25 protein-coding genes are annotated in these 22166 nt (G+C 56.6%); 7 read left to right on the plus strand and 18 right to left on the minus strand.

Annotated features, from left to right (window positions below; genetic code table 11):
* The first annotated feature begins 98 nt into the window (after positions 1 to 98).
* Positions 99 to 692: a sigma-70 family RNA polymerase sigma factor gene (locus NI000_RS21895; protein WP_253413536.1), complete on the plus strand. Its 594-nt coding sequence runs from the start codon at positions 99 to 101 to the stop codon at positions 690 to 692.
* On the plus strand, positions 671 to 1654 hold the full coding sequence (locus NI000_RS21900; protein WP_253413537.1) for a hypothetical protein: 984 nt from the start codon (positions 671 to 673) through the stop codon (positions 1652 to 1654). Before NI000_RS21895 ends, NI000_RS21900 begins: the two co-directional genes overlap by 22 nt.
* Positions 1655 to 1723: 69 nt before the next feature.
* On the opposite strand, the gene NI000_RS21905 is transcribed toward NI000_RS21900, so the two are convergent.
* The 8 genes from NI000_RS21905 to NI000_RS21940 all read right to left on the minus strand — a co-directional run bounded on the left by NI000_RS21905 (position 1724) and on the right by NI000_RS21940 (position 9343).
* A complete protein-coding gene (locus tag NI000_RS21905) occupies positions 1724 to 2557 on the minus strand; it encodes a protein-glutamine gamma-glutamyltransferase (RefSeq protein ID WP_253413538.1) in 834 nt (277 codons plus the stop codon).
* A 90-nt stretch (positions 2558 to 2647) separates the two neighbouring features.
* Positions 2648 to 3964, minus strand: a complete 1317-nt coding sequence (locus NI000_RS21910) for a deoxyguanosinetriphosphate triphosphohydrolase family protein (RefSeq protein WP_253413539.1) — start codon at positions 3962 to 3964, stop codon at positions 2648 to 2650.
* A 115-nt stretch (positions 3965 to 4079) separates the two neighbouring features.
* Positions 4080 to 4613, minus strand: a complete 534-nt coding sequence (locus NI000_RS21915; protein ID WP_253413540.1) for a hypothetical protein — start codon at positions 4611 to 4613, stop codon at positions 4080 to 4082.
* Between the two features lie 33 nt (positions 4614 to 4646).
* Entirely contained in the window at positions 4647 to 5087 is a 441-nt protein-coding gene (locus tag NI000_RS21920; RefSeq protein ID WP_253413541.1) for an Hsp20/alpha crystallin family protein, read from the minus strand.
* A gap of 113 nt (positions 5088 to 5200) precedes the next feature.
* Positions 5201 to 5449: a spore germination protein gene (locus NI000_RS21925; RefSeq protein WP_253413542.1), complete on the minus strand. Its 249-nt coding sequence runs from the start codon at positions 5447 to 5449 to the stop codon at positions 5201 to 5203.
* A 53-nt stretch (positions 5450 to 5502) separates the two neighbouring features.
* Positions 5503 to 5730, minus strand: a complete 228-nt coding sequence (locus NI000_RS21930; RefSeq protein WP_054976862.1) for a spore germination protein — start codon at positions 5728 to 5730, stop codon at positions 5503 to 5505.
* Positions 5731 to 5886: 156 nt separating this feature from the next.
* Positions 5887 to 7743: an LTA synthase family protein gene (locus NI000_RS21935; protein WP_253413543.1), complete on the minus strand. Its 1857-nt coding sequence runs from the start codon at positions 7741 to 7743 to the stop codon at positions 5887 to 5889.
* A 604-nt stretch (positions 7744 to 8347) separates the two neighbouring features.
* Positions 8348 to 9343, minus strand: coding sequence for an aldo/keto reductase (locus NI000_RS21940; protein WP_253413544.1), 996 nt, complete (start codon positions 9341 to 9343; stop codon positions 8348 to 8350).
* 167 nt (positions 9344 to 9510) lie between these two features.
* On the opposite strand from NI000_RS21940, the gene NI000_RS21945 reads away from it, so the two are divergent.
* Together NI000_RS21945 and NI000_RS21950 are read left to right on the plus strand one after the other, a co-directional pair.
* Positions 9511 to 10347: an AraC family transcriptional regulator gene (locus NI000_RS21945; RefSeq protein WP_253413545.1), complete on the plus strand. Its 837-nt coding sequence runs from the start codon at positions 9511 to 9513 to the stop codon at positions 10345 to 10347.
* Between the two features lie 90 nt (positions 10348 to 10437).
* Positions 10438 to 10632, plus strand: a complete 195-nt coding sequence (locus tag NI000_RS21950) for a hypothetical protein (RefSeq protein WP_253413546.1) — start codon at positions 10438 to 10440, stop codon at positions 10630 to 10632.
* On the opposite strand, the gene NI000_RS21955 is transcribed toward NI000_RS21950, so the two are convergent.
* The 3 genes from NI000_RS21955 to NI000_RS36985 all read right to left on the minus strand — a co-directional run bounded on the left by NI000_RS21955 (position 10617) and on the right by NI000_RS36985 (position 12845).
* Positions 10617 to 11447 carry a serine/threonine protein kinase gene (locus tag NI000_RS21955; protein WP_253413547.1) on the minus strand — a complete coding sequence of 277 codons (831 nt, stop codon included), beginning with the start codon at positions 11445 to 11447 and terminating at the stop codon, positions 10617 to 10619. The genes NI000_RS21950 and NI000_RS21955 overlap by 16 nt on opposite strands.
* A gap of 156 nt (positions 11448 to 11603) precedes the next feature.
* On the minus strand, positions 11604 to 12548 hold the full coding sequence (locus tag NI000_RS21960; RefSeq protein WP_253413548.1) for a TRM11 family SAM-dependent methyltransferase: 945 nt from the start codon (positions 12546 to 12548) through the stop codon (positions 11604 to 11606).
* Between the two features lie 111 nt (positions 12549 to 12659).
* Complete coding sequence (locus NI000_RS36985) at positions 12660 to 12845, minus strand: hypothetical protein (protein ID WP_253413549.1); 186 nt, start codon at positions 12843 to 12845, stop codon at positions 12660 to 12662.
* Here NI000_RS36985 and NI000_RS21970 point away from each other — a divergent pair.
* A complete protein-coding gene (locus NI000_RS21970; protein ID WP_309247922.1) occupies positions 12820 to 13122 on the plus strand; it encodes a sensor histidine kinase in 303 nt (100 codons plus the stop codon). The two genes, NI000_RS36985 and NI000_RS21970, sit on opposite strands and share 26 nt — an antisense overlap.
* Here NI000_RS21970 and NI000_RS21975 read toward each other — a convergent pair.
* Complete coding sequence (locus NI000_RS21975) at positions 13044 to 13739, minus strand: SGNH/GDSL hydrolase family protein (protein WP_253413550.1); 696 nt, start codon at positions 13737 to 13739, stop codon at positions 13044 to 13046. The two genes, NI000_RS21970 and NI000_RS21975, sit on opposite strands and share 79 nt — an antisense overlap.
* A 255-nt stretch (positions 13740 to 13994) precedes the next feature.
* On the opposite strand from NI000_RS21975, the gene NI000_RS21980 reads away from it, so the two are divergent.
* Together NI000_RS21980 and NI000_RS21985 are read left to right on the plus strand one after the other, a co-directional pair.
* Entirely contained in the window at positions 13995 to 15011 is a 1017-nt protein-coding gene (locus NI000_RS21980; protein ID WP_253413551.1) for a GNAT family N-acetyltransferase, read from the plus strand.
* A gap of 195 nt (positions 15012 to 15206) precedes the next feature.
* On the plus strand, positions 15207 to 15632 hold the full coding sequence (locus tag NI000_RS21985; RefSeq protein WP_309247923.1) for an NUDIX hydrolase: 426 nt from the start codon (positions 15207 to 15209) through the stop codon (positions 15630 to 15632).
* Positions 15633 to 15733: 101 nt separating this feature from the next.
* On the opposite strand, the gene lepB is transcribed toward NI000_RS21985, so the two are convergent.
* The 6 genes from lepB to NI000_RS22015 form a co-directional block, all read right to left on the minus strand.
* The gene (lepB, locus tag NI000_RS21990; protein ID WP_253413554.1) at positions 15734 to 16288 is read right to left on the minus strand and encodes a signal peptidase I; all 555 of its coding nucleotides are present in this window, start codon (positions 16286 to 16288) and stop codon (positions 15734 to 15736) included.
* Between the two features lie 175 nt (positions 16289 to 16463).
* Positions 16464 to 17105 carry a GTP pyrophosphokinase gene (locus tag NI000_RS21995; RefSeq protein WP_063179239.1) on the minus strand — a complete coding sequence of 214 codons (642 nt, stop codon included), beginning with the start codon at positions 17103 to 17105 and terminating at the stop codon, positions 16464 to 16466.
* Between the two features lie 189 nt (positions 17106 to 17294).
* Positions 17295 to 17756: a hypothetical protein gene (locus NI000_RS22000; protein WP_253413555.1), complete on the minus strand. Its 462-nt coding sequence runs from the start codon at positions 17754 to 17756 to the stop codon at positions 17295 to 17297.
* Positions 17757 to 17774: 18 nt separating this feature from the next.
* Positions 17775 to 19961, minus strand: coding sequence for an MMPL family transporter (locus tag NI000_RS22005; RefSeq protein WP_253413556.1), 2187 nt, complete (start codon positions 19959 to 19961; stop codon positions 17775 to 17777).
* Between the two features lie 77 nt (positions 19962 to 20038).
* A complete protein-coding gene (locus NI000_RS22010) occupies positions 20039 to 21421 on the minus strand; it encodes a sensor histidine kinase (RefSeq protein WP_253413557.1) in 1383 nt (460 codons plus the stop codon).
* Positions 21418 to 22098: a response regulator transcription factor gene (locus NI000_RS22015; protein ID WP_253413558.1), complete on the minus strand. Its 681-nt coding sequence runs from the start codon at positions 22096 to 22098 to the stop codon at positions 21418 to 21420. Before NI000_RS22015 ends, NI000_RS22010 begins: the two co-directional genes overlap by 4 nt.
* Positions 22099 to 22166 lie beyond the last annotated feature (68 nt).

Here is a 22166-nt window from a genome sequence, read left to right on the forward strand (position 1 = left end):
TCGCATGCAGCCACGACATTTTTTAGGTAAAAACGAACAAATCCGAAGCTCAGGACCAATATAGAGTGAAAAAACAACGATAGGGGGGCCGGCCGCCTATGACAGACTCCGAATGGCAGCATTGGATCAAGCAAGCGAATCACGGAGACGAAAAAGCGTTTCAAATGATTTACGAACAAAGTAAAGACCAGGTGTACCGCACGGTCACGCTTCTCATCGGCAGCAAACAGGACGCGTGCGACGTGGTTAGCGAGGTGTATGCCGAATTATTCAGATCGCTCGCAAAATACGACGGACGCAAGCCATTCCGCTCCTGGCTTACCGGCCTCGTGATCCGCCAAACCCGCAACTGGAATCGAAAGCTGTGGCGGAAATTCAGGCTGCACGAGCGCAGCAAACTGCTGGAAACGAAAGATCTGGCCCCGGATACGGAGGAGCTATTCCTGCAGCATGAGCATCAGCACGAACTGATCGCTCTTGTCCACAAGCTGCCCTACAAGTTCCGGAGCGTCGTCGTGCTGCGGTATTATCAGGAGCATACCTTTGACGAAATTGCGGAACTGCTGGGCATCCCGTCCGGTACGGTCAAATCCAGGCACCATGCCGCACTTGCCAAGCTGCGCAAGCAAGCAGGCCATTTAATCGAAACGAACGAAGGAGGACTTGCTCCATGTCCATCGAAAATCAATTGAAAACCGAGCTTCAGCAATTTGCCGGAACCCTTCACGCCCCATCGCAGCTCGACGAGCGAATCGGAGCGTTAATTCGGAAGCATTCCCGCGTGACGGCTCCGTCCCTCAGACCCGCCAAACGTAAATACGCGACCCGGGCGGCTCTTATCGCCGCATGCATCTTTCTGTTTTCCGGCATCGCCTATGCTTCCAGCCTGCTCTATACGATGCAGACAGATAAGGTTCGCGTAGAACTGACCCAGCAAGCCGCAGCCAGCCTACCCGCAAGCTTGTCCGCCGAGCTGACGCAATCGGTACGCGACATCCGCAGCCAGCTCGCTTCGGGCGAATCCGCTTACGTATACAGCGCGGAGCTTGAGAAGCAGAAGCTGCCGGCCCTGCTGAAAATTACCGCCCCCGCCGCCTATACGGACATCGACGCATGGAAAACGGAGACGAAGCAGCGCTTCGCACCGTTCAAGACGCCGACCGCGCTGCCGGCCGGATTCGCCTTCATCCGGGCGGAGCTGGAAGCTCCCGTCGGCGGCATCGACGCTGCAGCCTATGAGCAGTACCATAGCTTGCTTCGGAAAAAAGCCGGGGCAGCGAACCAAACCATCGTCTGGCAAAAGGCGCCTTCGGCAGATAAAGCCGTCTCTCCGATGGATACGCCCGGGCTAGTCTATGCCAACGGTGACGGAGAGCAAATCGAGGTACGTTACCAAGTATTCTCCGGAGACGATGCGATGACCGACATCCGCACCATAACCGGCGAATCAACGACCGCCGAGAACGTTTCCGTTTCGGGCAAAGACGGCTACTATACGTTGAACCGCAACCATATCCTCAGTGAAACGGGCGCGTTGCAAAGCTTGGCTTGGCTGGAGACGCAGGACGGCAGCACGATCCTGTACCAAGTGACGACCCCTTCGCTGAAAGTATCTCAAGACGATCTGCTGCGAATCGCAAATAGCTTACAATAACCTCTCGCAATAAAAAAGGGATCTCTCGTGCGCGATTTCGCGTATCGAAAGATCCCTTATAATCGTGTCTCAAGCGTAAATGTTGGTCCTTCCACCGATTTTGACGACAATCCGGCCGCGGGCTTCCGGCGGCAGCCAAGCAAGCGCCGCCTGGGAAATCGGAACGCGGGAAGACGCCGCTTCATACAAATAAACGAAATTCGGGTACGTCACCTGATCGATCATGTGAGCGGACTTTGTGGCGCCGGGCTTGCGGTGCTTATTGAGCTTGGCGATGATACCGGCTGCATTCGTAATGCCGATCCCATGGCCGAAATAGTTGTCGTGCCCGAGCTTCACTACGTTTTCCCCCTGCCACTCCATCCATTCCGGGTCGACGTCGGGATTTTTGAAATACAGGATATCGCCCGAATACGTCGGCATTTTCTCGGCAATCGTAATCAGCCGCAGGTCGCTGTCGACCTCCCACGAATACAAATACAGGTCGAAGAACAGCCGGTTGAACTTCTGATCTCCGATCGTCTCCAGCACCGCTTTGTACAGCACGATAATGATGGCGGTAGCGCATTCGAACGCATAGGCCCGGCCGTTTGAGAATATATCGCGGATCGCTGCGGCGGGCTGTACGTCCCGCCTCATCTTAAATCCGCCATCCTCGGTACGGGTCCAATAGGCTGCGTTGCAGCGCGATTTCTTGAAGGAAGCAAACGACGCCGCGCTGTTCTGCATATCTCTGGCCGCTTGGACAATCGCCGTCCGCAGCCTGAGCTCGAAGCGCAGCGCTCCTTCCGAATCATATTGGTACGTCGTGGGGCTCCTGTGTTTTTCCTCGTAGATGTCCCTCTCGGGCGGTTCCCAGGCGGATATATCGACCGACGTCTGGCCGTCCGCAATAACGATCATGGGGACCAGTCACCTCCTCGTCAGAGATGCGATACTAGCGCTCGCTCCCAGTATATGCCGGGGAGGGCAAGGATCAGACCCCAAAAAGCCTTAATCCATCTCGTAGATCGAGCCGGATTTGCTTGCGAACAGTTCGGCGTATACCTTCTCCGCATAGGCGTCCGTCATGCCGGAGAGATAATCGGCCACGAAACGCGGCCACGTCCAGCGGTTTTTATGCCGCTCGTAATTTTCGATCCAATCGGCCGGAATGATCAGGCGTCCTTCCTCAGGCACCTTGAAGCTGTCCCACAGCCGCCGGATCATAATTTCGCTGCGCTTCTGGAGCCGCTGCACACGGAAATCTTTGATCAGCGTCACCCAAGCCAGCTTTTTCAAAATTTCCATCGTTCGCAGCAGCTCCAAATCCTGCTGTCCGTCGCGAACGAACGTGACCCGCTTCCAGCCTTTCTTCGGATCGTCGATAATGCCGACCCGCCCGGCAAAAGCGCTCACCCAGCGGGCTTTCATCTCTCTCCGGGTCCGCGAAGCCTCGTTGTCGCACTCGGCGTAAATTTCCTCCCACTGCTCCAGATACGAAGCCAGCACGCGCTTGACCATCGCCTTGATATCGACCTGGTCCCAGCCGACCTCCAGGTTCCCCTGATCGCCTTCGATCTCTTCCACCAGATGCATAGCGAGCCGGTCGTCTTCGAAAAAGGTCCGGTTCATCTGAATTTTGCCGGCGCGGATGCCGTCCTCGATATCGTGCGTCGAATAGGCGATATCGTCGCTCAAATCCATCAATTGCGCCTCCAGCGTCGAGCAGCCGGCCGGCATGTTCCATTTGTCGCGAAGATAGCTGATGCCTTCCCATTCCATCGGATACACACCCTTAATCCGTCCGGGCGTATCCAAATTATACGGGTATTTATTAATCCCGAGCAGCACCGCCGCCGTCAAATCCAAGCCGCTGCCGCTTCCGGCGCGCTTCTCCAGAAACATCAGCAGGCGGAAATTTTGCGCGTTGCCTTCGTAAGCCAAGCCGTGCTCTTCGGCAAGCAGCCGGTCCAGCACTTCTTCCCCTTTGTGCCCGAACGGCGGATGTCCGAGATCGTGCGCGAGCGCAGCGCATTCCACAACAGCCGGGTCCATCATCAGACCGGGGTGCTCCCTGCGCTGCAAAAACTCATAGTGCTCACCCAGCCGCCGCGCCGTCTCGCGGGCAATTTGCGAAACCTCGATCGAATGCGTCAGTCTTGTCCGGTAATAGTCGCCGGACCCGGCGCCGAATACCTGCGATTTGCCCTGCAGCCGCCGAAAAGCCGGGGATTGGATGAGCCGCGCATAATCCCTCTCGTATTCATCCCGTTCTTCGCTGAACGTCCCGGCCACCGGTTCGTCCAAACGCAGTTTACGCAAGTCCATAATCATCCCCCCGCTACTCTGCTTTCCTATGTCATGAAAAATAACATCATAGGTTGTTGAGCAAATTGTAGCATATTCCTTTTGCAAAGGAAAAGGGGCGCCTCATGGGCTTGTCCTACGTCCTGCTGCCAAAGCGGATGCGGGGGCCGCCATGGTGCGGATCGCTTCCCGGCGAAGCGGAGGCAGCCTTCTTCTCCTGATCCGGATTGCCGTCCCCCCCGGGTTTGTGATCCGCCGCAGATTTGCCGTCAAAGGCGGGCTTGCCCTCCGTTGCGGGATTCCCGCCCGCCTTAGGTTTGCCCTCCGACTTGGGCTTCCCGTCGGCTGCGGGCTGGCTTGTGCCGCTCCCGCTCCCGTCAGCTTCCTTGCCGTATGTATATGCCGCTCCGATGTTCAGCTTGCCGCTCAGCTCCCGGATGCCCAATTGTCCAAGGTTGTTGTTCAAATCGATATGCTCGACGACCACTTTCTCAATAGATAACGTTTGGATCACGATGGCGGGTTGAGTCTGCTGGTCCTCCAGTTTCTCCATCAGCTGGTTCAGCCGTTCTTCCAGTAGACGGAGCCGCTGCGCTTCTTCGTGCTTGCCGCCTTGCTGCGGGGGCGCGTTGGCATTGGGCGTTGTCCCGAAAAGCGATTTCCTGTTCATCGTATCCCCACTTTTTTTAGAAATAATATCCAATCATTCGATCTCGATATGTTCGTCTTTGCGCCGCATTCTTTCGTAGTTGAGAATCAGCAGCCCCCGCTCGAAGCGGGCATGGACCGGAGACTGCTCTCCCAGCTGCGGCAGCGGGATCATACGCTCGAACGGGCCGTAAAAACGTTCCTTATGCAGCGGGACGACATTGTCCAACGGCGGCTTCGCAATCCCCCGCACGGTCAGTTCGTTGCCCGACAGCGTCAGCTCCACGTCCTCCTTGCACAGCCCGGGGAGCTCCAGCACGACCCAGTTCTCCTCCTCCCGCTCGTACAGATCGTACGCCGGATACCGGCTTGGCTTACTGCCCTCCGCGCCTTCGGAAGCCGCATCATCCTTTGCCTCGAATACAGACTTCCAAAAATCCCCTTTCTCGAGCTTCTGCGCCAGCTCCATCCACTGCTTCAGTTTATCCATGTCCATAACCCGAAGCCCCCCAACGGCCGACCGCCTCATAAACTGCTATTCAGAAAAAGTCCCGTTTCGCAGCTTCCGATACAGCCCTCTTGTCCCTTCCTCCCGCCTACCGCTGAATGTTAGATGGTATTCGTCACCGGAGAGCTCGGGCTGCCGAACGAATTCTGATTTTGATCAACAAGATCCGGGTCCACCCCGACATTGATCATCAACGAGGAAACGGGAGATAAGTCCCCGTTGGCAAAATTGGCGCCGACAACTTTCAAGTTGACCGTGTGGCCGTTTTGCACCGTCGTGCCGAAATCAATGTTCGCGTTTTTGGACAATCCGTTCGTCTTAATATTAAAAACATTAATAATGTTGGGCATCGTTGGCGCCTCCTTCTGCTTGCAAGCCCGCTGGTAAAGCTAAAGCGCATGCTTCATTTGGAAGAGAGCGTGAGCTCCCCTTGGTCGTTCAGATCGGGATCGATATAAATATTGCGCATCTCGGATCGTGGCGGGGATTCGTCCCCAAAGGACGCGTTGGTTCCTTGCGTTTTGGAACGAACCGTATGGCCGTGGTGGAACGTATCCCCGATGCTGAAGGAGCCGTTATTCGAGATGCTGTTGATTTTGATATAAAAAATATTAATCGCCGGCGTCGTCACAAGAACCCACCTGCTTTCGGCATTGATTCTATATTGTATGCGCGGAAAGGCAGTCATTTGCCCACCAAAGCAAAAAAAGCGCAAAAAGACGGCTGGACCATGGTCCAACCGTCAATTCGTTGCTGTGAGCAATCCGTTATTCAGCGTCCTGCGTAGCTAATGCCCTTCGGCATTCGGCCCGGCTCCCCCGCCTTCTGGATCTGCTGCCCCGGCGGTAGAAGGGGCTCCGGTATATTTGGCGAGATACTGCTTCCCGAACATTTCATCATATTGAAGCTCCCGGTACTTCTCCACATCGGCAGCGACCGAAGCCGGGACCGACGTAAACATCTGCCCGTCCGAATCAATCACGAGATTGCGCAGCAGGCCCGGCGTCTTCTTGGACAGCTCGGCATTGTACGCCAGCGCGGCCGGCTTCTCCATCTGCAGCCGGTCCAGCACGTAGGCGCTCAGGAACGAGTTGCTCAGCACCGGCACCTGCTCCTTCGCCATGTCGAAGTTGGACCACATCACAAAAGGCACGCTGTGCATCCGTTTTAGATCCTCGAGGGACCATTGATCCGATTTGGCCGTAGGAATGAACCCGGACTGCACATACGCGTCGTAATCATATCCAAGCATCGGCAGATGATCGCCATAGAACACGACAACCGTCGGCTCGCCGGACTTTTCGAAATGATCGATCAACAGCTGCAGGCTCCGGTCCGCATCGCGGGCGCCGTGCACGTACGTTTGCAGCGTATCGCGGGCCGTATCGTCAAGACTGCCTTGAACTTGAATAGGATTGTCGCTGCCGTAGCGATGATCGTCGTAAGGGCCGTGATTCTGCATCGTAACCGCATAGATGAACGTCGGGTTGTCGTTGGCCTCGACTTCCTTGATGATGCTCTTGGACACCTCGTCATCCGCGATGAAATCGCCGCGGTATTCGGGATTCTGGAAGCCGTCCTTGCTCAGGAAGCTGTCGAAGCCCATATGCTTGTAGACGTTCTCGCGGTTCCAGAACCAGCCTTCGTACGAATGGATGGCCGCGCTCTTGTAGCCGAGGCCCTTGAAATAGCTGGCCATGCTCGAAATCGGCTTACTGATATACTGCTGATACGGGACCGATCCGGCCGGCAGAAAACTCATGGACTGCCCGGTCAGCACCTCGAATTCCACATTGCTTGTGCCGCCGCCGAACTGCGGCGATAGCAGATAGCCCGACGTGCTCTCCTGCTGAAGCCGGTGCACCGTAGGCACCGGGTCTTCGCTGAAGGTGACGTTCGGCAGCAAGGTCGGGTCCCAGAACGCTTCGTTCATAATAAAAATGACGTTCGGCTTCACTCCGCTTGCGGCATTGGCCGTCGACGTACCGACCATATCGTTGAGGCTTTCGGCCAAACTGGCCATGGTAGGCTCACTGTAGCCCGGCGGCTTCGGTACGATTGTATTTTTTACGTTCATGGTGAACGCCAGGGACAGCCCATTCGTGCCGTAGTTTTCCTGCTGGTTCCAGACGATCTCGTTCACTCCCGCCCGGTCCAGCAGCGTTCCGGTCCAAGGAGCCCGTACGCCGAAGCTGTACAGAGCAAAAACGCACAACGCCCCTAGGACTACCCGGGTTACGGGACGCAGCGCTAACCGCGGCATCCATAGGCGGAACAGGAAGATTACTGCCACGACGGCAAAGACCAACCCGATCCGCACAAGGGCGGTATGAGTCGTGACCAGCGGCAGAATGTTCATGCTTTCCTTGTTCAGGAAAATATCCCATGGAAAGAAGGGTTCGCCGATCAGTTTTACCTTGAAATAACTGATCAGCGATACAATCGAAAGCACTAGGGCGCTAATGCCGGCAGACAGCACCAGCGACCCGATGATACAGTAAATCAACGCAAACACCAGAAACACAATCAAAGCATTCAATCCGAACAGCTTCCAATTGGCGGTTAGCCAAGTCCAGGTCTCGTGTACGGTTCCCCGTCCTATCAGTTCCATGCCAAATACCAGAAGCAGGGGAATTCCAATCATTGCGGCAACGATTAAGCTGTTCCATCCCATGCGGGCAAGCTTTGACCGTGATGACTTTGGCTGTCCTTGGGCGACCAAGGGACGCATCGCTTCTCACACTCCTATCAGCCCGCATATCATTCTTAATTGCGGAATCAAATTTTAACTTATTGTAAAGGCTAAATATTAAAGGAAAATGAATTTAAGATGAAAGGGAGAAATTGGTCCTTGCGGCTCATGACTTTATCCCCATTATCGGCAAAAAAGAGCAGGGCTCGCTCCGGAGAGGTTGCCTGCTCTTTCTTATTACCCAGATTTACAAAAGGTTAACACTTATGGGGCCTCTGGCTGCCATTTTTTTATTTTATACAGCCGCCACTCGTTGTCAAAATCATGATACAACTCGGCCCATTCGTTGCCCTTTTCGTACAAATCCTTGTATTTCGTATTAATGGCGCTTTTATCGGCGTTCGGCAGCGGCCGCGGGATCAGAATAGTGTATTGGTGAAAAGAGGTAATTCAGGAATGCGGTCTCATTGCAGGATAGCCATTCCGGTACGATGCACAAAAAAAGCCGTGCGCGACTCTTGCACTTTCCGAGTCACGCACAGCTTGTGTCGAAAGCTTACTTGCCGCCAAGCACGGCTTCGATCCGCTCCAGCTCTTCGCTGCTGAATTCGAGCTTGCTTACCGCGCCTACGGCATCCTCGATCTGGCTTACCTTGCTCGCTCCGATGAGAGCGGAGGTTACACGGCCGCCGCGGAGCACCCACGAAATCGCCATCTGTGACAGCTTCTGGCCGCGCTCCCGGGCGATGTCGTTCAGCTTGCGCACCTTGCCCATTACTTCGTCTGTTAGCTCCTCCGGCTTCAGGAAGACGCTCGAACCGGCCGCGCGGGAATCTGCCGGAATTCCGTTCAAGTAACGGTCGGTCAGGATGCCTTTGTAAAGCGGCGAGTAAGAGATGCTGCCGACGCCTTCCCGCTCCAGCAGATCCAGCAGGCCGTCCTCGACCCAGCGGTCCAACATGGAGTAGCGCGGCTGATGAATGACGCACGGCGTGCCGAGCGATTTCAGCATGGCGATCGCCTGCTCCGCCCGGTCGGCGCGGTAATTCGAGATGCCGACATACAGCGCTTTCCCTTGGCGAACGAGGTGGTCGAGCGCACCCATCGTTTCCTCCAGCGGGGTGTTCGGGTCCGGACGGTGATGGTAATAAATATCGACGTAGTCCAGTTTCATCCGTTTAAGGCTCTGATCGAGACTTGCGATCATATTTTTGCGGGAGCCCCATTCGCCATAAGGTCCCGGCCACATGTAGTAGCCCGCTTTCGTCGAAATGATCAGCTCGTCGCGGTAGTTTTGGAAATCGGAATGGAGTATTTTGCCGAACGTTTCCTCTGCCGATCCCGGAGGCGGTCCGTAGTTGTTCGCCAAATCGAAATGCGTGATGCCCAGGTCAAAGGCGCGCCGGACCATAGCCCGGCCGTTCTCATAGACGTCACCGCCGCCAAAGTTGTGCCACAAGCCCAAGGAAACGGCCGGCAGCTTCAGCCCGCTGGCCCCGAGCCGGTTATATTTCATCGTGTCATAGCGATCGCCGCTTGGTAAATAAGACATATTCGCAACTCCTCCTTAGGAAGATGATTTAACCTGCACTGCTTGTTCCATTGTAGCGCGCCCCGCTGGAAAATCGTATGTCAGCATGTTGGATAAAATATAGTATAATGTCACTTGATCCCTTTCCTAGCGAAGCGGACTTAAGGAGCGGAGGTGGCAGTCCAATCGTGTATGCCTTTAATTACGTTCACAGTCCCGGACCTCACGAGGCGGGTACGGACTTAAAGCTGTATTACTGCGGGATGGAGGACTGCGCACCCGGACACTCCTGGGGGCCCGGTCTGAAGGATCATTATAAAATTCATTACGTCCATCGCGGACGCGGCGTGTACCGGACTCCTTGGCAGACGTACGAGCTGTCGGCAGGATACGGCTTTCTCGTATCCCCGGATACGGTATCGTCCTATCAGGCGGACTTTGACGAGCCTTGGACGTATTCCTGGGCGGCTTTCAACGGGGTGCAGGCGAAGCATTATTTGCAGCGGGCCCGCCTCAGTCCGGAGCAGCCGGTCTTCGAGTGCCGCAGGCCGGAGGTCATCGAAGCCTGCCTTCAGCGCATGTTCGAGGCCGGCCGAAGGTCTCCGAGCCGGGATATGAGGCTGCTTGGCGCGCTGTATGACTTTTTGTCCGTACTGACCGACGAAGCTTATGAGGTAGAGGACATGCCGCCGGAAGCTTTTGCTCCGATGCGGGATAGATATGTAAAACAAGCGTTGGAGTTTATCGAAACGAACTATTCGAGGAATTTTACGATAGAGGAGCTGGCCCAGTCGATCGGCCTCGGCCGGAAATACTTGTCCCGGCTGTTCAAGGAAGCGCTTGGCGTATCGCCGCAGCACTTCCTCCTCCGGTATCGTATGGACAAGGCTTGCGAGCTGATGAACAACGGCGCGCTGTCGATCGGCCAGATTGCCTATTCGGTCGGCTATAAGGACCAGCTGTTGTTTTCACGCATGTTCAAAAAGATGAAGGGCCTGGCTCCCAGCCATTACAGGAACCGGTAGACTCGGCGGCGCTGCCGTCACATCGGTCCGTGAAACCTCCCTATCGTTTGTCCGTACTACCTACTACTTCACGAAACGGGAGGAATCGCGATGCTTAAACATTTGCTGAAAAAAATCGTTCACTCCGTCACGCATTCCAAACAGGGCCACTACCGGCACGGAAGCAGCTCGCACCGGTTCGTCCAGCCGCGGCGCTATTCGTCGTCAGACCACCGGCACCATTCCGGACACGGCCACGGCCACGGCTATTATAAGAACAAATACCGGCGTCACTCCAGCGCCTGATTTGCGCCTGCTGCATTTTGCAGCCTCTGCAGCGTGTTGTCCAATTCCAATCGAAACGTTTCCGTATCCGCATAAGGCGGCTCCACTTGCAGGAGCCGCCTTATCATATGCTTGACGCCGTCGGACACGGCAAGCTCCTCCTGCCAGTCGGCCGGCGGCTGCCCGGGGCGTTCTTGATACGAAGAATACAGCAGAAACAACAGCAGATGCCCTACCGCGTACAAATCGCTCTGCACCTCGGGCATTCTCCGCTTCCTGAGCTCCTCGTCCGCATACGACTCCGCCGCTTCTTCGCCGATCCGTTTGGCCAAGCCGAAATCGATCAAGTAAAGCCGCTCCTCCCGGAGGATCACGTTAGGAATCCGGATATCGAGATGGACGATGCCCCGGGCATGAACGAAGCTGACGATCTCCATCAGCTTGGCGATCCACCGCAGGCTTTCGAGCTCCGAGAACGGCCGCTCCTGTTCGAACAGCAAGTCCTCGATCGTATGCCCTTCGATCAGATCGATCGCGATGCAGAGCCGGTTCCTAAGCCGGAACGAGCCCCGGAAGCCGGGAATGCCCGGGTGCTTCAGCCCGCTCAACAGCTCCGTCTCCCGCTCCAGCAGCCGCTCGGCCAGCTCCCCCTTGCTCGGCTTGGACTGCTTGACCACCACGTGCTCGCCGGTACGGATATCGCGGCACCGGTATGCTAGCCCGTAGCTGCCGCTGCCGAGCGAGCGGACGATTTCGTAGGTACCCGCCAGCAGCCGCCCCTCCGGCTCGGGGTAATCGATCCAGGCTTGCCGGATTCCTTTAAGATAGTTTAGCATCGATGCTCCTCCAACCCGTTCGAGTCTTCTCGTGCCTTCTCGCATTTGCAATTCGCTTGCTCCTACATACGAAACGGCGCCGATTCCGGTTCCCGGAAAAACCCGGGAAACCTCCCGTACAGAAGGAAAAAAGCGCCGATCCCGGCGGGTCCGCGCTTAACGGCATATAACAATGTGCCGGGAAAACGAGCCTTTGCGCACAACGCACCGCTCCAGAACGGCGAACCCGGCCTGCCCGGCGAGCGTCTCCACCGGTTCGGTGGACACGATAACGGCCCGCTCCGCCAGCCGCCGGACATTCCCGAGCAGGCGAAGCTGTTCCTCCGGCGAAATGACCGAGCACAGGTTGTACGGCAAGTCGAGGACGGCGGCATCGTACCGCCCGCTCACGTCCCCGATCTCCGCCACGCGGACGACGTCCGGTAGTCCGAAGTGGGCGAGATTCGCGCGGGCGCCGCGGACCGCAAGCGGATTGATGTCGGAGCCGACGATGTCGATCCCCATCGAGAGCGCCTCGACCAGCACCGTGCCGATGCCGCAGCACGGATCGACCGCCCGGATGCCTGCAGGATGCGGCACGGCAAGGTTGACTACCGCCCGGGCGACCCGCGTGCTGAGGGCGGTGGAATAATTATGCGGTTTATGGCTGTGCTTCAGCCAGACCGCTTCGTTCTGCCGGCAGGGGCCGAGCACCCAGCGACCTTCGCCGGTGCAGGCGAAGCCCAGCAGCCAGTCCGGTTGGCGCATATCGGCCCGGCCGCGGATGCGTGCGCCGAGCTCCCGCTCCATGGCGCGCTGCTCCTCGTACGCGGCATGGCAGCCGGCCTTGACGAAGACGACCTTGAACGAGCCGCCGTGCAGCTCCAGCATCCGGGCCAGCTCCCCGAGCTCCTGCAGGCTGGCGGCCTCGCACAGCACATCAATACGCTGCTTGACGAACGGGCTGCGGCTCGGATCGACGTCCGCAGGACTCTCCAGCCAGCCGTCCCGCGCTTCCGCGCCAAGCAGCGTGCGCAGCTCAAGCGCGCACAGCTCCGCCTCGTCCTCGTGACAGGCGTAGGTATACAAGTATGACACCGGTCTCGTACCGGACAATTTCATGGGCAGGTCTCCCCTTATCTTTGCACAAACCTTCAAGTCTGGTTGTAATCTTATCAAAGGGGGCGGCCGTATTCAAATCGGCGCCAGTTTATTCCCAGGAACGAGCCCCTGTCAGATTTTAATGGCGCCCGAGGCCAGACCTTGGACAAATTGCTTCATGCCGAAGATGAACAGCAGCAGCAGAGGAACACTCGCAATCGCATACCCGGCCATCAATTGCCCGTAATCCCCGGATAGCTGGGAACCGCCGAAAGGAAATGACGAGGTAGGCATTCTATACCAGAGCTTCAACAACATGATGGCGCGCATCCGTAAGCTGCTGGAGGACGTGTACGAGAGCGGCGTCCGGCTCAAGGAAGCCGAGCTGCGGGCGCTGCAGGCGCAGATCAATCCGCACTTCCTGTACAATACGCTCGATTCGGTGAACTGGCTTGCTTTGGAATCGGGGGTCGATGAGATTGTGGAGATAAACTCCTCGCTATCCAGCATGTACCGCTATATCATGAAAGATGCCCATGAGATGGGGGCCGCTTCCAGCGCGGCGCTCATAAACGCTTCGAGAAGCTGTGCATAGAGCAGGTGTCCGTCGTTGTTCAGATGGACCTCATCTTCGCTGATCATGTCCCAAGTGAGCGAGCCGGAGGCCATCCGGCGGTAAATTTCGCTTGCCATATCAACAGAAGGTAGCCGGTAATGCTCGGCCACCTCCTCATGATTGCACACATTCACGTGCGGCCTGCCCATTTTGAGGAAATATGGATATCCCGACCGCTTAGCCATATAGATAAAGCAAATATCCATATGCGGGTTCAAGGTACGAGCATGTCGTACAATCCCTTCCATCGCCCGCACCGAGGGCAGCCGCCTTCCGTTATCGTTCGCTGCAAACTCGACAAATAAGAGATCCGGCACACAAGTGCGGAAAACGTGGCTCTGTAGCCGGTAAGCTCCGTAGACCGAGTCCGTTCCTCCGACCGCGGCATGAATGAAGCGAAAAGCCGTTTGCTTGAAGCTGTCCGTCAAATACTGACTAAGCCTCGCCCGGTAGCTCGTTTGCTCGGGATCGGACGCCCCGTTTCCCGCCGTCACTGAGCCTCCCAGAAAAGCAATCGTGACGCTGCCGCCGCTTTTCAGCTTCCAGGCCGTTCTCCCGATTCCTTCGCGAAGCGAATAGTGAGTTCTGCATTCCACACTTGACGACAACCTAAGCCCCCCTATGTTGTGACATACCGTAATATCGTACCTGTCAATTTTCACCCGCCATTCCACTGTACCGAAAGGAGCGCATCCGCAGCAAGGTAACAAAACTTCGATTTGGTGGAGGATTCTATGGTTAAGGGACGAAGCGAATTCACTATAACCAAATTTTCCATTCCTTACCGCAACCGCTTCATTGCATAATAAGTTGTGTAGACGATAGGTCGAACATAAAAAAGAGGTGACGGAATGTCCATTGAACTGCGGCCCTTGCGGCTGTCGGATGATTACGAAGCGTTAGCGGCACTGTTGAATACCTACCGGTCGGAGCCTTGCACGGCCCAAAGGCTGGAGGAGGACGATGCCAAGCTATATACGGTCGGCCATACGTATCTCGATGACAACGGCCTGCTGGCCGGCTATGACCGCACCCGGCGCGTTGCCGTGACGGAGCAGGATGTCATTGTCGGATACGTCTGGTCTTGGCGAGCGCCATGGACGGAGCCGGGACATCTCAATAACACGCTTATCGTGGACGGAGAATACCGCCGGCAAGGAGCCGGACAGCTGCTGTTCGAACATGTCATCGATTGGGGAACCGCTCTCGGGGCAACTACCCTCGTCACGGAGGTCTGGGACAATCACCCGGATGCGCTGCAATTTGCCGAGCGCCGGGGGTTTGCGGTCGAACGGCACGCTTTTCAATCGGTGCTGAAGCTGGATCGGGTTGACCCGGAGCGCCTGCGCGAGGCCGAAACGCTCAAGCTGTTGGAGAGCGGAGGAGTGCGGTTCCTGACGCTGGCGGACGAGCCCGACGAAGAGAGCGAGCGGAAGCTGTACGAGCTGTACAAGGAGACGCTAGTAGACATTCCGGGGTACACGGGAGAGGTTCCCGACTTTCAGGAATGGCGCAAATGGTATCTTATGGCCGAAGGTTACGCACCGGAGCGAGTGATCATTGCAGCGGACGGCGACAACTATGTCGGAGTAACCAATGTGCTTCACAATCCACAAACCAACGGGATGTATCACGAGTATACGGGCGTGAAACGGGCCTACCGCGGGCGCAAAATTGCGCTGGGCTTGAAAGTCAAAGCCATGCTCTTGGCCAAGGAACGAGATGCCGCCTATATCCGCACGGACAACGATTCCATGAACGCGCCCATTCTCCGGATCAATCGCAGTCTGGGCTATGAGCCGCTGCGGGGGACTTACAGGCTAACCGCCAAGCTGGGGGAAGTGGCGCGGATCGCGGCCCGGAATTAGCAGGATCGCTTGAGCTTGAACGGCGCGCGGACTATTGCAAGCGGAGCGATTACCCATTAAGCTATTCGAAGCGCATCCAATGCCTAAGCCCATTTCGGTGGGAGCAGTCCGGCTATCGACTGGAGCGGGCTTCGGGCTGCGCATACTTCCGGGCTATCGAAGCCGCGGCTTATAAGGGGAACTTGGTTGAAGAGAGTGAATGTTGCATCCGCTGTGATCACCGATGATAACGGGAATTTATTAATCGTGCACAATACAAGAGGCGATTCCACGTATTGGAGCCTGCCGGGCGGCGCGGTAGAAGAAGGAGAAACGTTGGAGCAAGCCGTCCTGCGCGAGGTGAAGGAAGAAACCGGCTACGATATCGCCGTTACCGGATTAAGCTCGCTGAGGGAAGTACTATTTACGGAGCGGGGAAACCATGCCTTGGTCGTTACTTTTTTTGCCAAGGTGATCGGCGGGGAAATGGGCATCCATGATCCGGATCAAGATATTTTGGAGGTAAGATGGGTCGACCTTCAGACCGCAAGGGAGCTCATGCCCGCCTTAATGGAGCAATTAAAAATAAACTCCGCTACCAGCCCATCCCCGGCGTTTTATGCGTTTGAGGGACAAGTTTGAGAACGACTGGACAAAAAAATCGGCCCTGCCGCATAAGCAAGGCCGATTTTCCATGAAGCTCCATATTCGCAATGGTCATCGAAAGGGGTTTCTCCCCTAGCTTACGGAAACTTCATAATTCCCATCACGTGATCGAGAGGAATATAGCCGATGTTGCGGCTGTCGCTGCTGTTATTCCGATTATCCCCCATCACAAAAACGTGCTTGTCGGGAACCGTCCACTTCCGGTCCGAGCTAAAAATCATAGCCTCTTTCACGTAAGGCTCCTGCAGCGCTTTCCCATTCCGGTAAACTTGATTTTCCTTGAACTCCAGAACGTCGCCCGGCTTGCCGATGACTCTTTTGACAAAAAAAACATGCTCGTTCGTGTTCCCTCTAAAGTATTGCACCAAGGGATTCTCCAGGATGCTGTCCGTCAACGTCCGTTCCCGGTTAACACGACTGTCGATCACGACGATATCGCCGTACTCCGGCAAATAAGATAAGGTATGAGATAATTTCGAAACGTAGATTCGCTGATCGTTCTGCAAAGTAGGCTCCATGGAATGCCCTTCGACCTTGAATGGCTGGAAAACAAAGATGCCGATGACCAAGGACAGTACAAAAGCCATGGAGAATGCGCCAAGCCAGTTTCCAAGTTCTTTTAGTGCTTTCATCAGGCGGCCGCTACCTCCCTATAGGCATTATTAGTTTCCATTATTTTGGAAATGATCGGAAAATGCAAGTTTTGGCTCAGCGAATAAGCGTTTTCTCTCTGAAGTGTAAGAAAGAAAGACAAGACCCTCGCGTCCTGTCTTTCTCCATCCGTGCAGCCCCGGCTTGCGTGCCGATTTACTGAATCCTCGCATACGGCGAATCCAGGTGTCCGATTTCGTCGCTGATCGCTTTCATTTTCGCATCCAGCTCGACGGTTAGATGCGCGGCAGACAGCAGCTCCTGCTTTAGGCGGTCCGGAATGTCCTTGTTGTACTTGTAAAAAATTTTATGCTCCAGGCTGGCCCAAAAATCCATCCCCAGCGTGCGCAGTTGGATTTCGGCTTTGACCAGCTGCGTGCCCTTGGAGAGCAGCACCGGAACTTCGACGATCAGATGCAGGCTCTGATACCCGTTCGGCTTCGGATTGCGGATGTAATCCTTGCATTCGATGATTTTCATATCGTGCCGGTTGTTCAGAATTTCGTACAGATCGTAAATGTCGCTCAGAAACGAGCAAATAATCCGCACGCCGATAATATCGTTCAAGTGGTCCCGCGCAGCAACAAGGCTGATCGGCAGCCCCTTGCGCTGCAGCTTGTTAATGATGCTTTCGGGCGATTTGATCCGGGTCTTGATATGCTCGATCGGGTTGTAGTTGTAAACGTGCATGGCCTCTTCGTTAATATGCCGGATCGTCGTGCTCAGCTGCTCCATCGCAAATTTGTAAGGCAGGAACATCTCTTTCCATTCGCCGGCTGCTTTCAATTTATCGATCATAATCTGGTCCCTCGTCAATTAAGTATTGGATTAGACCACCCAATGGAGTCCTCCTTTATCATAAAAAATTATGGCGCCCGAAGCAATTTTGTGAAAATAATGTGGACAAAATCCCGCCGGTTCCAACGACCCGCAAAACGGCAAAAACCTCCGGCAGGCGGCGCGGAGCCGTCTCCCGGAGGGTGCCTATTACAGCTTCAAGCTGACGATCAGCATAACAGCCAGCGTTAGCGTCATGAAGCCGGCCGTCGCTGCCACATAGCCGCCGATGCGGGCCGGAGCGGCCGCTCCTGTCCCTTGCCCGTTCTCGGCGTTCAGCCGCTTTTTCAACCGGCTGCCGAGGATACCTGTCAGCACGACGGCGATCAGGATGACCATCCCGCCGCCTTTTTCCATGACCTGCAGCCATAGCGGCTTGCTCTCCGCAGGAATATTCATTTGGACGATCATGACGACGCCCGAGATCAGAACGACGAGCGCGCTCGGATGGGCGATTGTGCTGATCACGCGAAGCGTTCTGTGGGCCAAGGCGCGCAGCTCCCCGGAACCGGGTCTTTGGTTAAGCAGCGGCAGCATGACGACCGCCGTCAGGCCCGAGCCGAGCCATAGGGACAAGCCGGTCAGGTGCAAAAACAACAGAAAGCCGAACATGAGATATCCCTCCTATATTCAGTGATTATCGCTAAGCGGCTTCCGTTTTCCGGTCAGCACCAGAATCGAGGGCAGCAGCAGCCCGCGGACGAGGAACGTATCGATCAAGATCCCGATCGTCATCGTCAGACCGAACAGAAACAGCTCCTGCAGCGGCTGGGTCATCAGCACTCCGAAGGTTGCCGCGAGAATGAGGCCCGCGGAGGAGATCACCCCGCCCGTTAACGACACGCCGCGGCTGACCGCTTCGCTCCACCCCGTCTTACGCGCCTCTTCCTTCACCCGGGAGACGAGCATGATGTTGTAATCGACGCCCAGCGCGACCAGGAAGACGAACGTATAGACCGGCAGCCGGTAGCTGATCGCGTCATAGCCGAGCAGGCTGTGTGCAATTCCCCAGCCGAGCCCCATCGTGGCCGCATAAGACAGCAGAATGGTCAGCATCATGTACACCGGCATCAGCAAGGAACGGGTCTGAAGCCCGAGCATGACGGTAATCAGCAAGCCGATCAGCGAAAACAGGACAAGCGTATCCCGCTCGTTCATCGCTCTGACGTCAAGCTGCTGCGCGGTTTGGCCGGCAAAATGCAGCGAATCGCGCAGCGGATCGAAACCGCTATCCTTCAGCATCGCCTCGGCGTTCCCCCGCCATGCGTTCAGCGCGTCCAGCGCTGCGGGATCATACGGGTTGCCCTTCACAAGCAGTTGCAGCCGGACGGACTGCCGGTCCTGCGACAACATGTTCGCGGGCCATTCGCCTCGCGCGGAGTCCGGTTTGGGTTCTACCGATTCGACGCCCGTCTGCTTGGCGAGCAAGCCGGTCAGCGAGGTCAGCTTCTCCCGGAACTGCGGCTCCTCCGTCAGCGGACGATCGGACTGCAGGATGACCGTAACCGGCGCCAATTGGCCCGGCGGATACGACTGCTCCAGAAGCTCGAACCCTTGACGGGAGGATGCCGTATCCGGGAACGACTTCAGCAGATTGAACGAATACTTCATGCCGCTGATATTTAATGAAGCGAACAACAGCAGCACGGTGAGGACGCCCGCCGTCATGCCGGGGCGTCTGGCGACCAGCGAGCCTGCCTTGGCCCACAGTCCCGCACGCCGGGTGTCCCGCTCTTCCAGCTTCGGTACGAAGGGCCAGAACGCTTTGCGCCCGACCAAGGTGAAAACGGCCGGAATCAGCGTCAGTCCACTCAGCAGAATGACGACCATGGCCACGGCGAATACTGGCGCAAAATAGTGGTACGGCTTAAAGACGGCCGCGAACAGCACAAGCACCGCAACGAGCACCGTTCCGCCGCTGAACAGAATCGGCTCCGCCACCTGATTCATCGCCAGGCGCATGGCGTCGTGCTTCGAACCGACCTTGCCGAGCTGCTCCCGGTAACGGGAGAACACGAACAAGCAGTAGTCCGTTAAGACCGCGAACAACAAAATCATCATAATGGACAGCGCCTGCTTATCCACGACAAGCCAGCCGTTCTTGGCGGATAGCCCCAATATCCGGTTCACGGCCTCGTACACGACGCCCGAGATGACCAGCGGAAGCACCGCAAGCAGCGGAGAACGGTAAATCAGAAGCAGAATGACGAGAATCAGCCCGACCGTCGCAAGCATGAGTACGAAATCGGCATTTTTGAACAGCGCTATCGTATCTGCGGCAATGCCGGCCGGCCCCGTCATTTCAAGCTGCAGCTCTCCAAGGCCGATCTTCCCGGCCTGCTCCCGGATTTGCTTCAAGGTATCGTATATCCGGTCCGACTCCAAGCCCTTCTCCAACGTTACGTTCAGGAGCAGCGTCTTGCGGTCCTCCGAGAACAGCCGGTCCTGCGCCGCTTCGGGAAGCCGGTGGAATGGCAGCGCTCCGGTGACATGCCGCGGCTTCCCATCGGAAGCGAGCCATTCGCTGAGCTCGCGGATTTTGGCCCGCTCCTCCGCGGTTATCGCCTGCTTCCCGTGCAGCACCAGCAGGGCGGTTAAGCCGTCGGCGGACGGAAACTCCTCGTCCATGATCTGCTGGGCTGCCGCGGACGGCGTATTTTCTTTGACGCTTCCTTCTCCGCTGCTGATAGCGAATTTTTTGGCAGACGGCGCCGCCGCGGCCAGCACAACGACAAGCAGAAGCCAGCCGGCGACGATGCTTTTGGCCCCTTTGGGGCTGCTCACCCACGAGGAAAATGTATGCAAAGCGCGAAGCATTTTTTCGATTCAACCTCCTGTCCTTGATCTCACTTCGGATTCTAGGACAGAAATATGAATGGAAGATGAATGAGAGATTACGATAATAAACGGGGCAGCCGGACGGTGAATACCGTTCCTTCGGAGACGCGGCTGTACACGTCGATCGTACCTTCGTGGAGCTCGACGATTTTCTTGACAATGGCGAGCCCCAGTCCGCTGCCGGAGCGGGAACGGGTTCTTGCTTTGTCCGCTTTGTAGAAGCGGCCGAAAATATGTGGCAGCTCGGACTCAGGAATACCCATACCGGTATCGGAAACCCGAACGATGATGTTTTCCTCTACCACAACGCCGATGGTCAGTACGTCGCCGGAATCCGAGAATTTGATCGCGTTCGTAATCAAATTAAGCCATACCTGATGCAGCAGCTCGCGGTCGGCATGGACGACGATCTCCGGGAGGTCCAGCTCGACAGTGATGCCTTTTTCCATCCACTGCCACTCCGTCACGAGCACCGCCTGCCGAAGCTGCTCGTCCAAGCGGAAGCTCGTTTTCTTGATAACGCCCGTTTCTTTGTCCAAGGCGGCGAGCGTCAGCAGCTGCTTGCTAAGCGACGAAAGCCGTCTGCTCTCCTCCTCGATAATGTGCAAATACCGCTGCGCTATCTCGGGCGGCAATTCCCCCGACTGGATCGCTTGGGCGAAGCCCTGGATCGACGTTAACGGGGACTGGATTTCATGGGAGACGTTGGCGACGAATTCCTGCCGCATGCTGTCGAGCTGGCGGAGCGCTTCAGCCATATGCGCGAAGTGGCGCGCCAGGTTGCCGATTTCGTCGGCGCGCGCAACGTCGAGCCCGATCTCGTAATTTCCTCCGACAATGCGGGTGGTCGCCTCCGTCAGCGCTTTGACCGGCTTGACGATATACCGCGTGCAGACAACGATGAGCAGCATGCTGAATGCAAACGTCGCCGCGAGTAGCACCGCCATGAGCAGACGGACCTCCCCGATCTGCTGCTCCAAGGCCGGCCGCAAAAATAGCGCATGGCGTTCTCCCCGGATATCGACCGGGATGCCGACCGTGTTGCGCAGGCTGCTTTCGAAAAAGCCCGTAATCGTCAGCAGGCGGGGCTCCTCCGTGATACCGCGGTAGATTTCGCCGTCCAGCACGCGGCGGATTTGATCCGGCGCGCTCTGCGTATGCCGGAACGGCTCGCCGTAGAAGACGCCTTGCCCTTTGCCGTCCACAAGGTACATCTGAAAGCCCAACTGGGCGATGCTGCGAAAATAGCCGTCCGGATCGGTATCCGGGATCCGTTCGAACAGCGTCCGGATTTCTTTGGCGACCTTCATGATCTTCTGTTCGTTATATTCCCGGATCTGGGTCCGGTAATACACGTTAGCCACCAGCAGGGCAAACACGCCGCTGACCATGGCGATCAAAATATACGTTGCGACGATCCGCACATACAGCGTCTTCATTCGCCCCGCACCTCAAGCTTGTATCCCAAGCCGCGTACGGTCGTGATGACAAAATCGTCCGTCACCGGGGAAAACCGCTCCCGCAGCCGTTTCACATGGACGTCGATCGTCCGGCTGTCGCCTTCGAAGTCGGCGCCCCAGATGAGCTGCACCAGTTGCTCCCGGGTAAAGATGCGCCCCGGATAGCTGGCCAGCTGGCACAGCAGCTCGAATTCTTTGAGCGGGAGCGTCATTGTCCGGTCGCCGACCCGGATCTCGTAGCTGCTGCGGTCAATGACCGTCTCGTTTAACCGGATTTTCGCCGACGATACCATCTGATACCGCCTCAGCAGCGCCTTGATCCGAAACAGCAGCTCCTTCGGCTCGAACGGCTTCACGACGTAATCGTCGGTTCCCGACAAGAAGCCTTTTTCCTTGTCCTCGACTTCGCCTTTGGCCGTCAGGAGAATGACGGGAATGTCATAGTGGCCGCGAATGTCATGGCACAGCTCCCAGCCGTCCTTGCCCGGCATCATAATGTCTACGACCGCCAGATGGATCTGTTCGCGCTCCATCAGCTCCGCGGCGGCCAGCCCATTGTCCGCTTCGTAGACGACATAGCCTTCCCGGCTTAGAAAAAAGCGGAGCAGCTCGCGAATATGCGCGTCGTCATCCGCCACCAGTATATGTACTCTCAAGTCGATTCACCTGCCGTTGGGAAATACGTTCCGCCATTCCGCCAATAGCTGCGAATCGTTCGACGGAT

This window comes from Paenibacillus tyrphae (assembly GCF_024158745.1).
GTDB lineage: Bacteria > Bacillota > Bacilli > Paenibacillales > NBRC-103111 > Paenibacillus_G > Paenibacillus_G tyrfis_A.

Coding starts and splice junctions, on each gene's coding strand:
- NI000_RS21910 (WP_253413539.1), bottom strand. CDS start 3,964: ATGGACTTGCGTAAACTGCGTTTGGACGAACCGGTGGCCGGGACGTTC.
- NI000_RS22010 (WP_253413557.1), bottom strand. CDS start 21,421: ATGAAGACGCTGTATGTGCGGATCGTCGCAACGTATATTTTGATCGCC.
- NI000_RS36985 (WP_253413549.1), bottom strand. CDS start 12,845: ATGTTGTTGAAGCTCTGGTATAGAATGCCTACCTCGTCATTTCCTTTC.
- NI000_RS21895 (WP_253413536.1), top strand. CDS start 99: ATGACAGACTCCGAATGGCAGCATTGGATCAAGCAAGCGAATCACGGA.
- NI000_RS21995 (WP_063179239.1), bottom strand. CDS start 17,105: ATGATCGATAAATTGAAAGCAGCCGGCGAATGGAAAGAGATGTTCCTG.
- NI000_RS21900 (WP_253413537.1), top strand. CDS start 671: ATGTCCATCGAAAATCAATTGAAAACCGAGCTTCAGCAATTTGCCGGA.
- lepB (WP_253413554.1), bottom strand. CDS start 16,288: ATGAAAGCACTAAAAGAACTTGGAAACTGGCTTGGCGCATTCTCCATG.
- NI000_RS21920 (WP_253413541.1), bottom strand. CDS start 5,087: ATGGACATGGATAAACTGAAGCAGTGGATGGAGCTGGCGCAGAAGCTC.
- NI000_RS21935 (WP_253413543.1), bottom strand. CDS start 7,743: ATGATTGGAATTCCCCTGCTTCTGGTATTTGGCATGGAACTGATAGGA.
- NI000_RS21980 (WP_253413551.1), top strand. CDS start 13,995: ATGTCCATTGAACTGCGGCCCTTGCGGCTGTCGGATGATTACGAAGCG.
- NI000_RS21905 (WP_253413538.1), bottom strand. CDS start 2,557: ATGATCGTTATTGCGGACGGCCAGACGTCGGTCGATATATCCGCCTGG.
- NI000_RS21950 (WP_253413546.1), top strand. CDS start 10,438: ATGCTTAAACATTTGCTGAAAAAAATCGTTCACTCCGTCACGCATTCC.
- NI000_RS21955 (WP_253413547.1), bottom strand. CDS start 11,447: ATGCTAAACTATCTTAAAGGAATCCGGCAAGCCTGGATCGATTACCCC.
- NI000_RS21925 (WP_253413542.1), bottom strand. CDS start 5,449: ATGCCCAACATTATTAATGTTTTTAATATTAAGACGAACGGATTGTCC.
- NI000_RS22005 (WP_253413556.1), bottom strand. CDS start 19,961: ATGCTTCGCGCTTTGCATACATTTTCCTCGTGGGTGAGCAGCCCCAAA.
- NI000_RS21915 (WP_253413540.1), bottom strand. CDS start 4,613: ATGAACAGGAAATCGCTTTTCGGGACAACGCCCAATGCCAACGCGCCC.
- NI000_RS21940 (WP_253413544.1), bottom strand. CDS start 9,343: ATGTCTTATTTACCAAGCGGCGATCGCTATGACACGATGAAATATAAC.
- NI000_RS21960 (WP_253413548.1), bottom strand. CDS start 12,548: ATGAAATTGTCCGGTACGAGACCGGTGTCATACTTGTATACCTACGCC.
- NI000_RS22000 (WP_253413555.1), bottom strand. CDS start 17,756: ATGTTCGGCTTTCTGTTGTTTTTGCACCTGACCGGCTTGTCCCTATGG.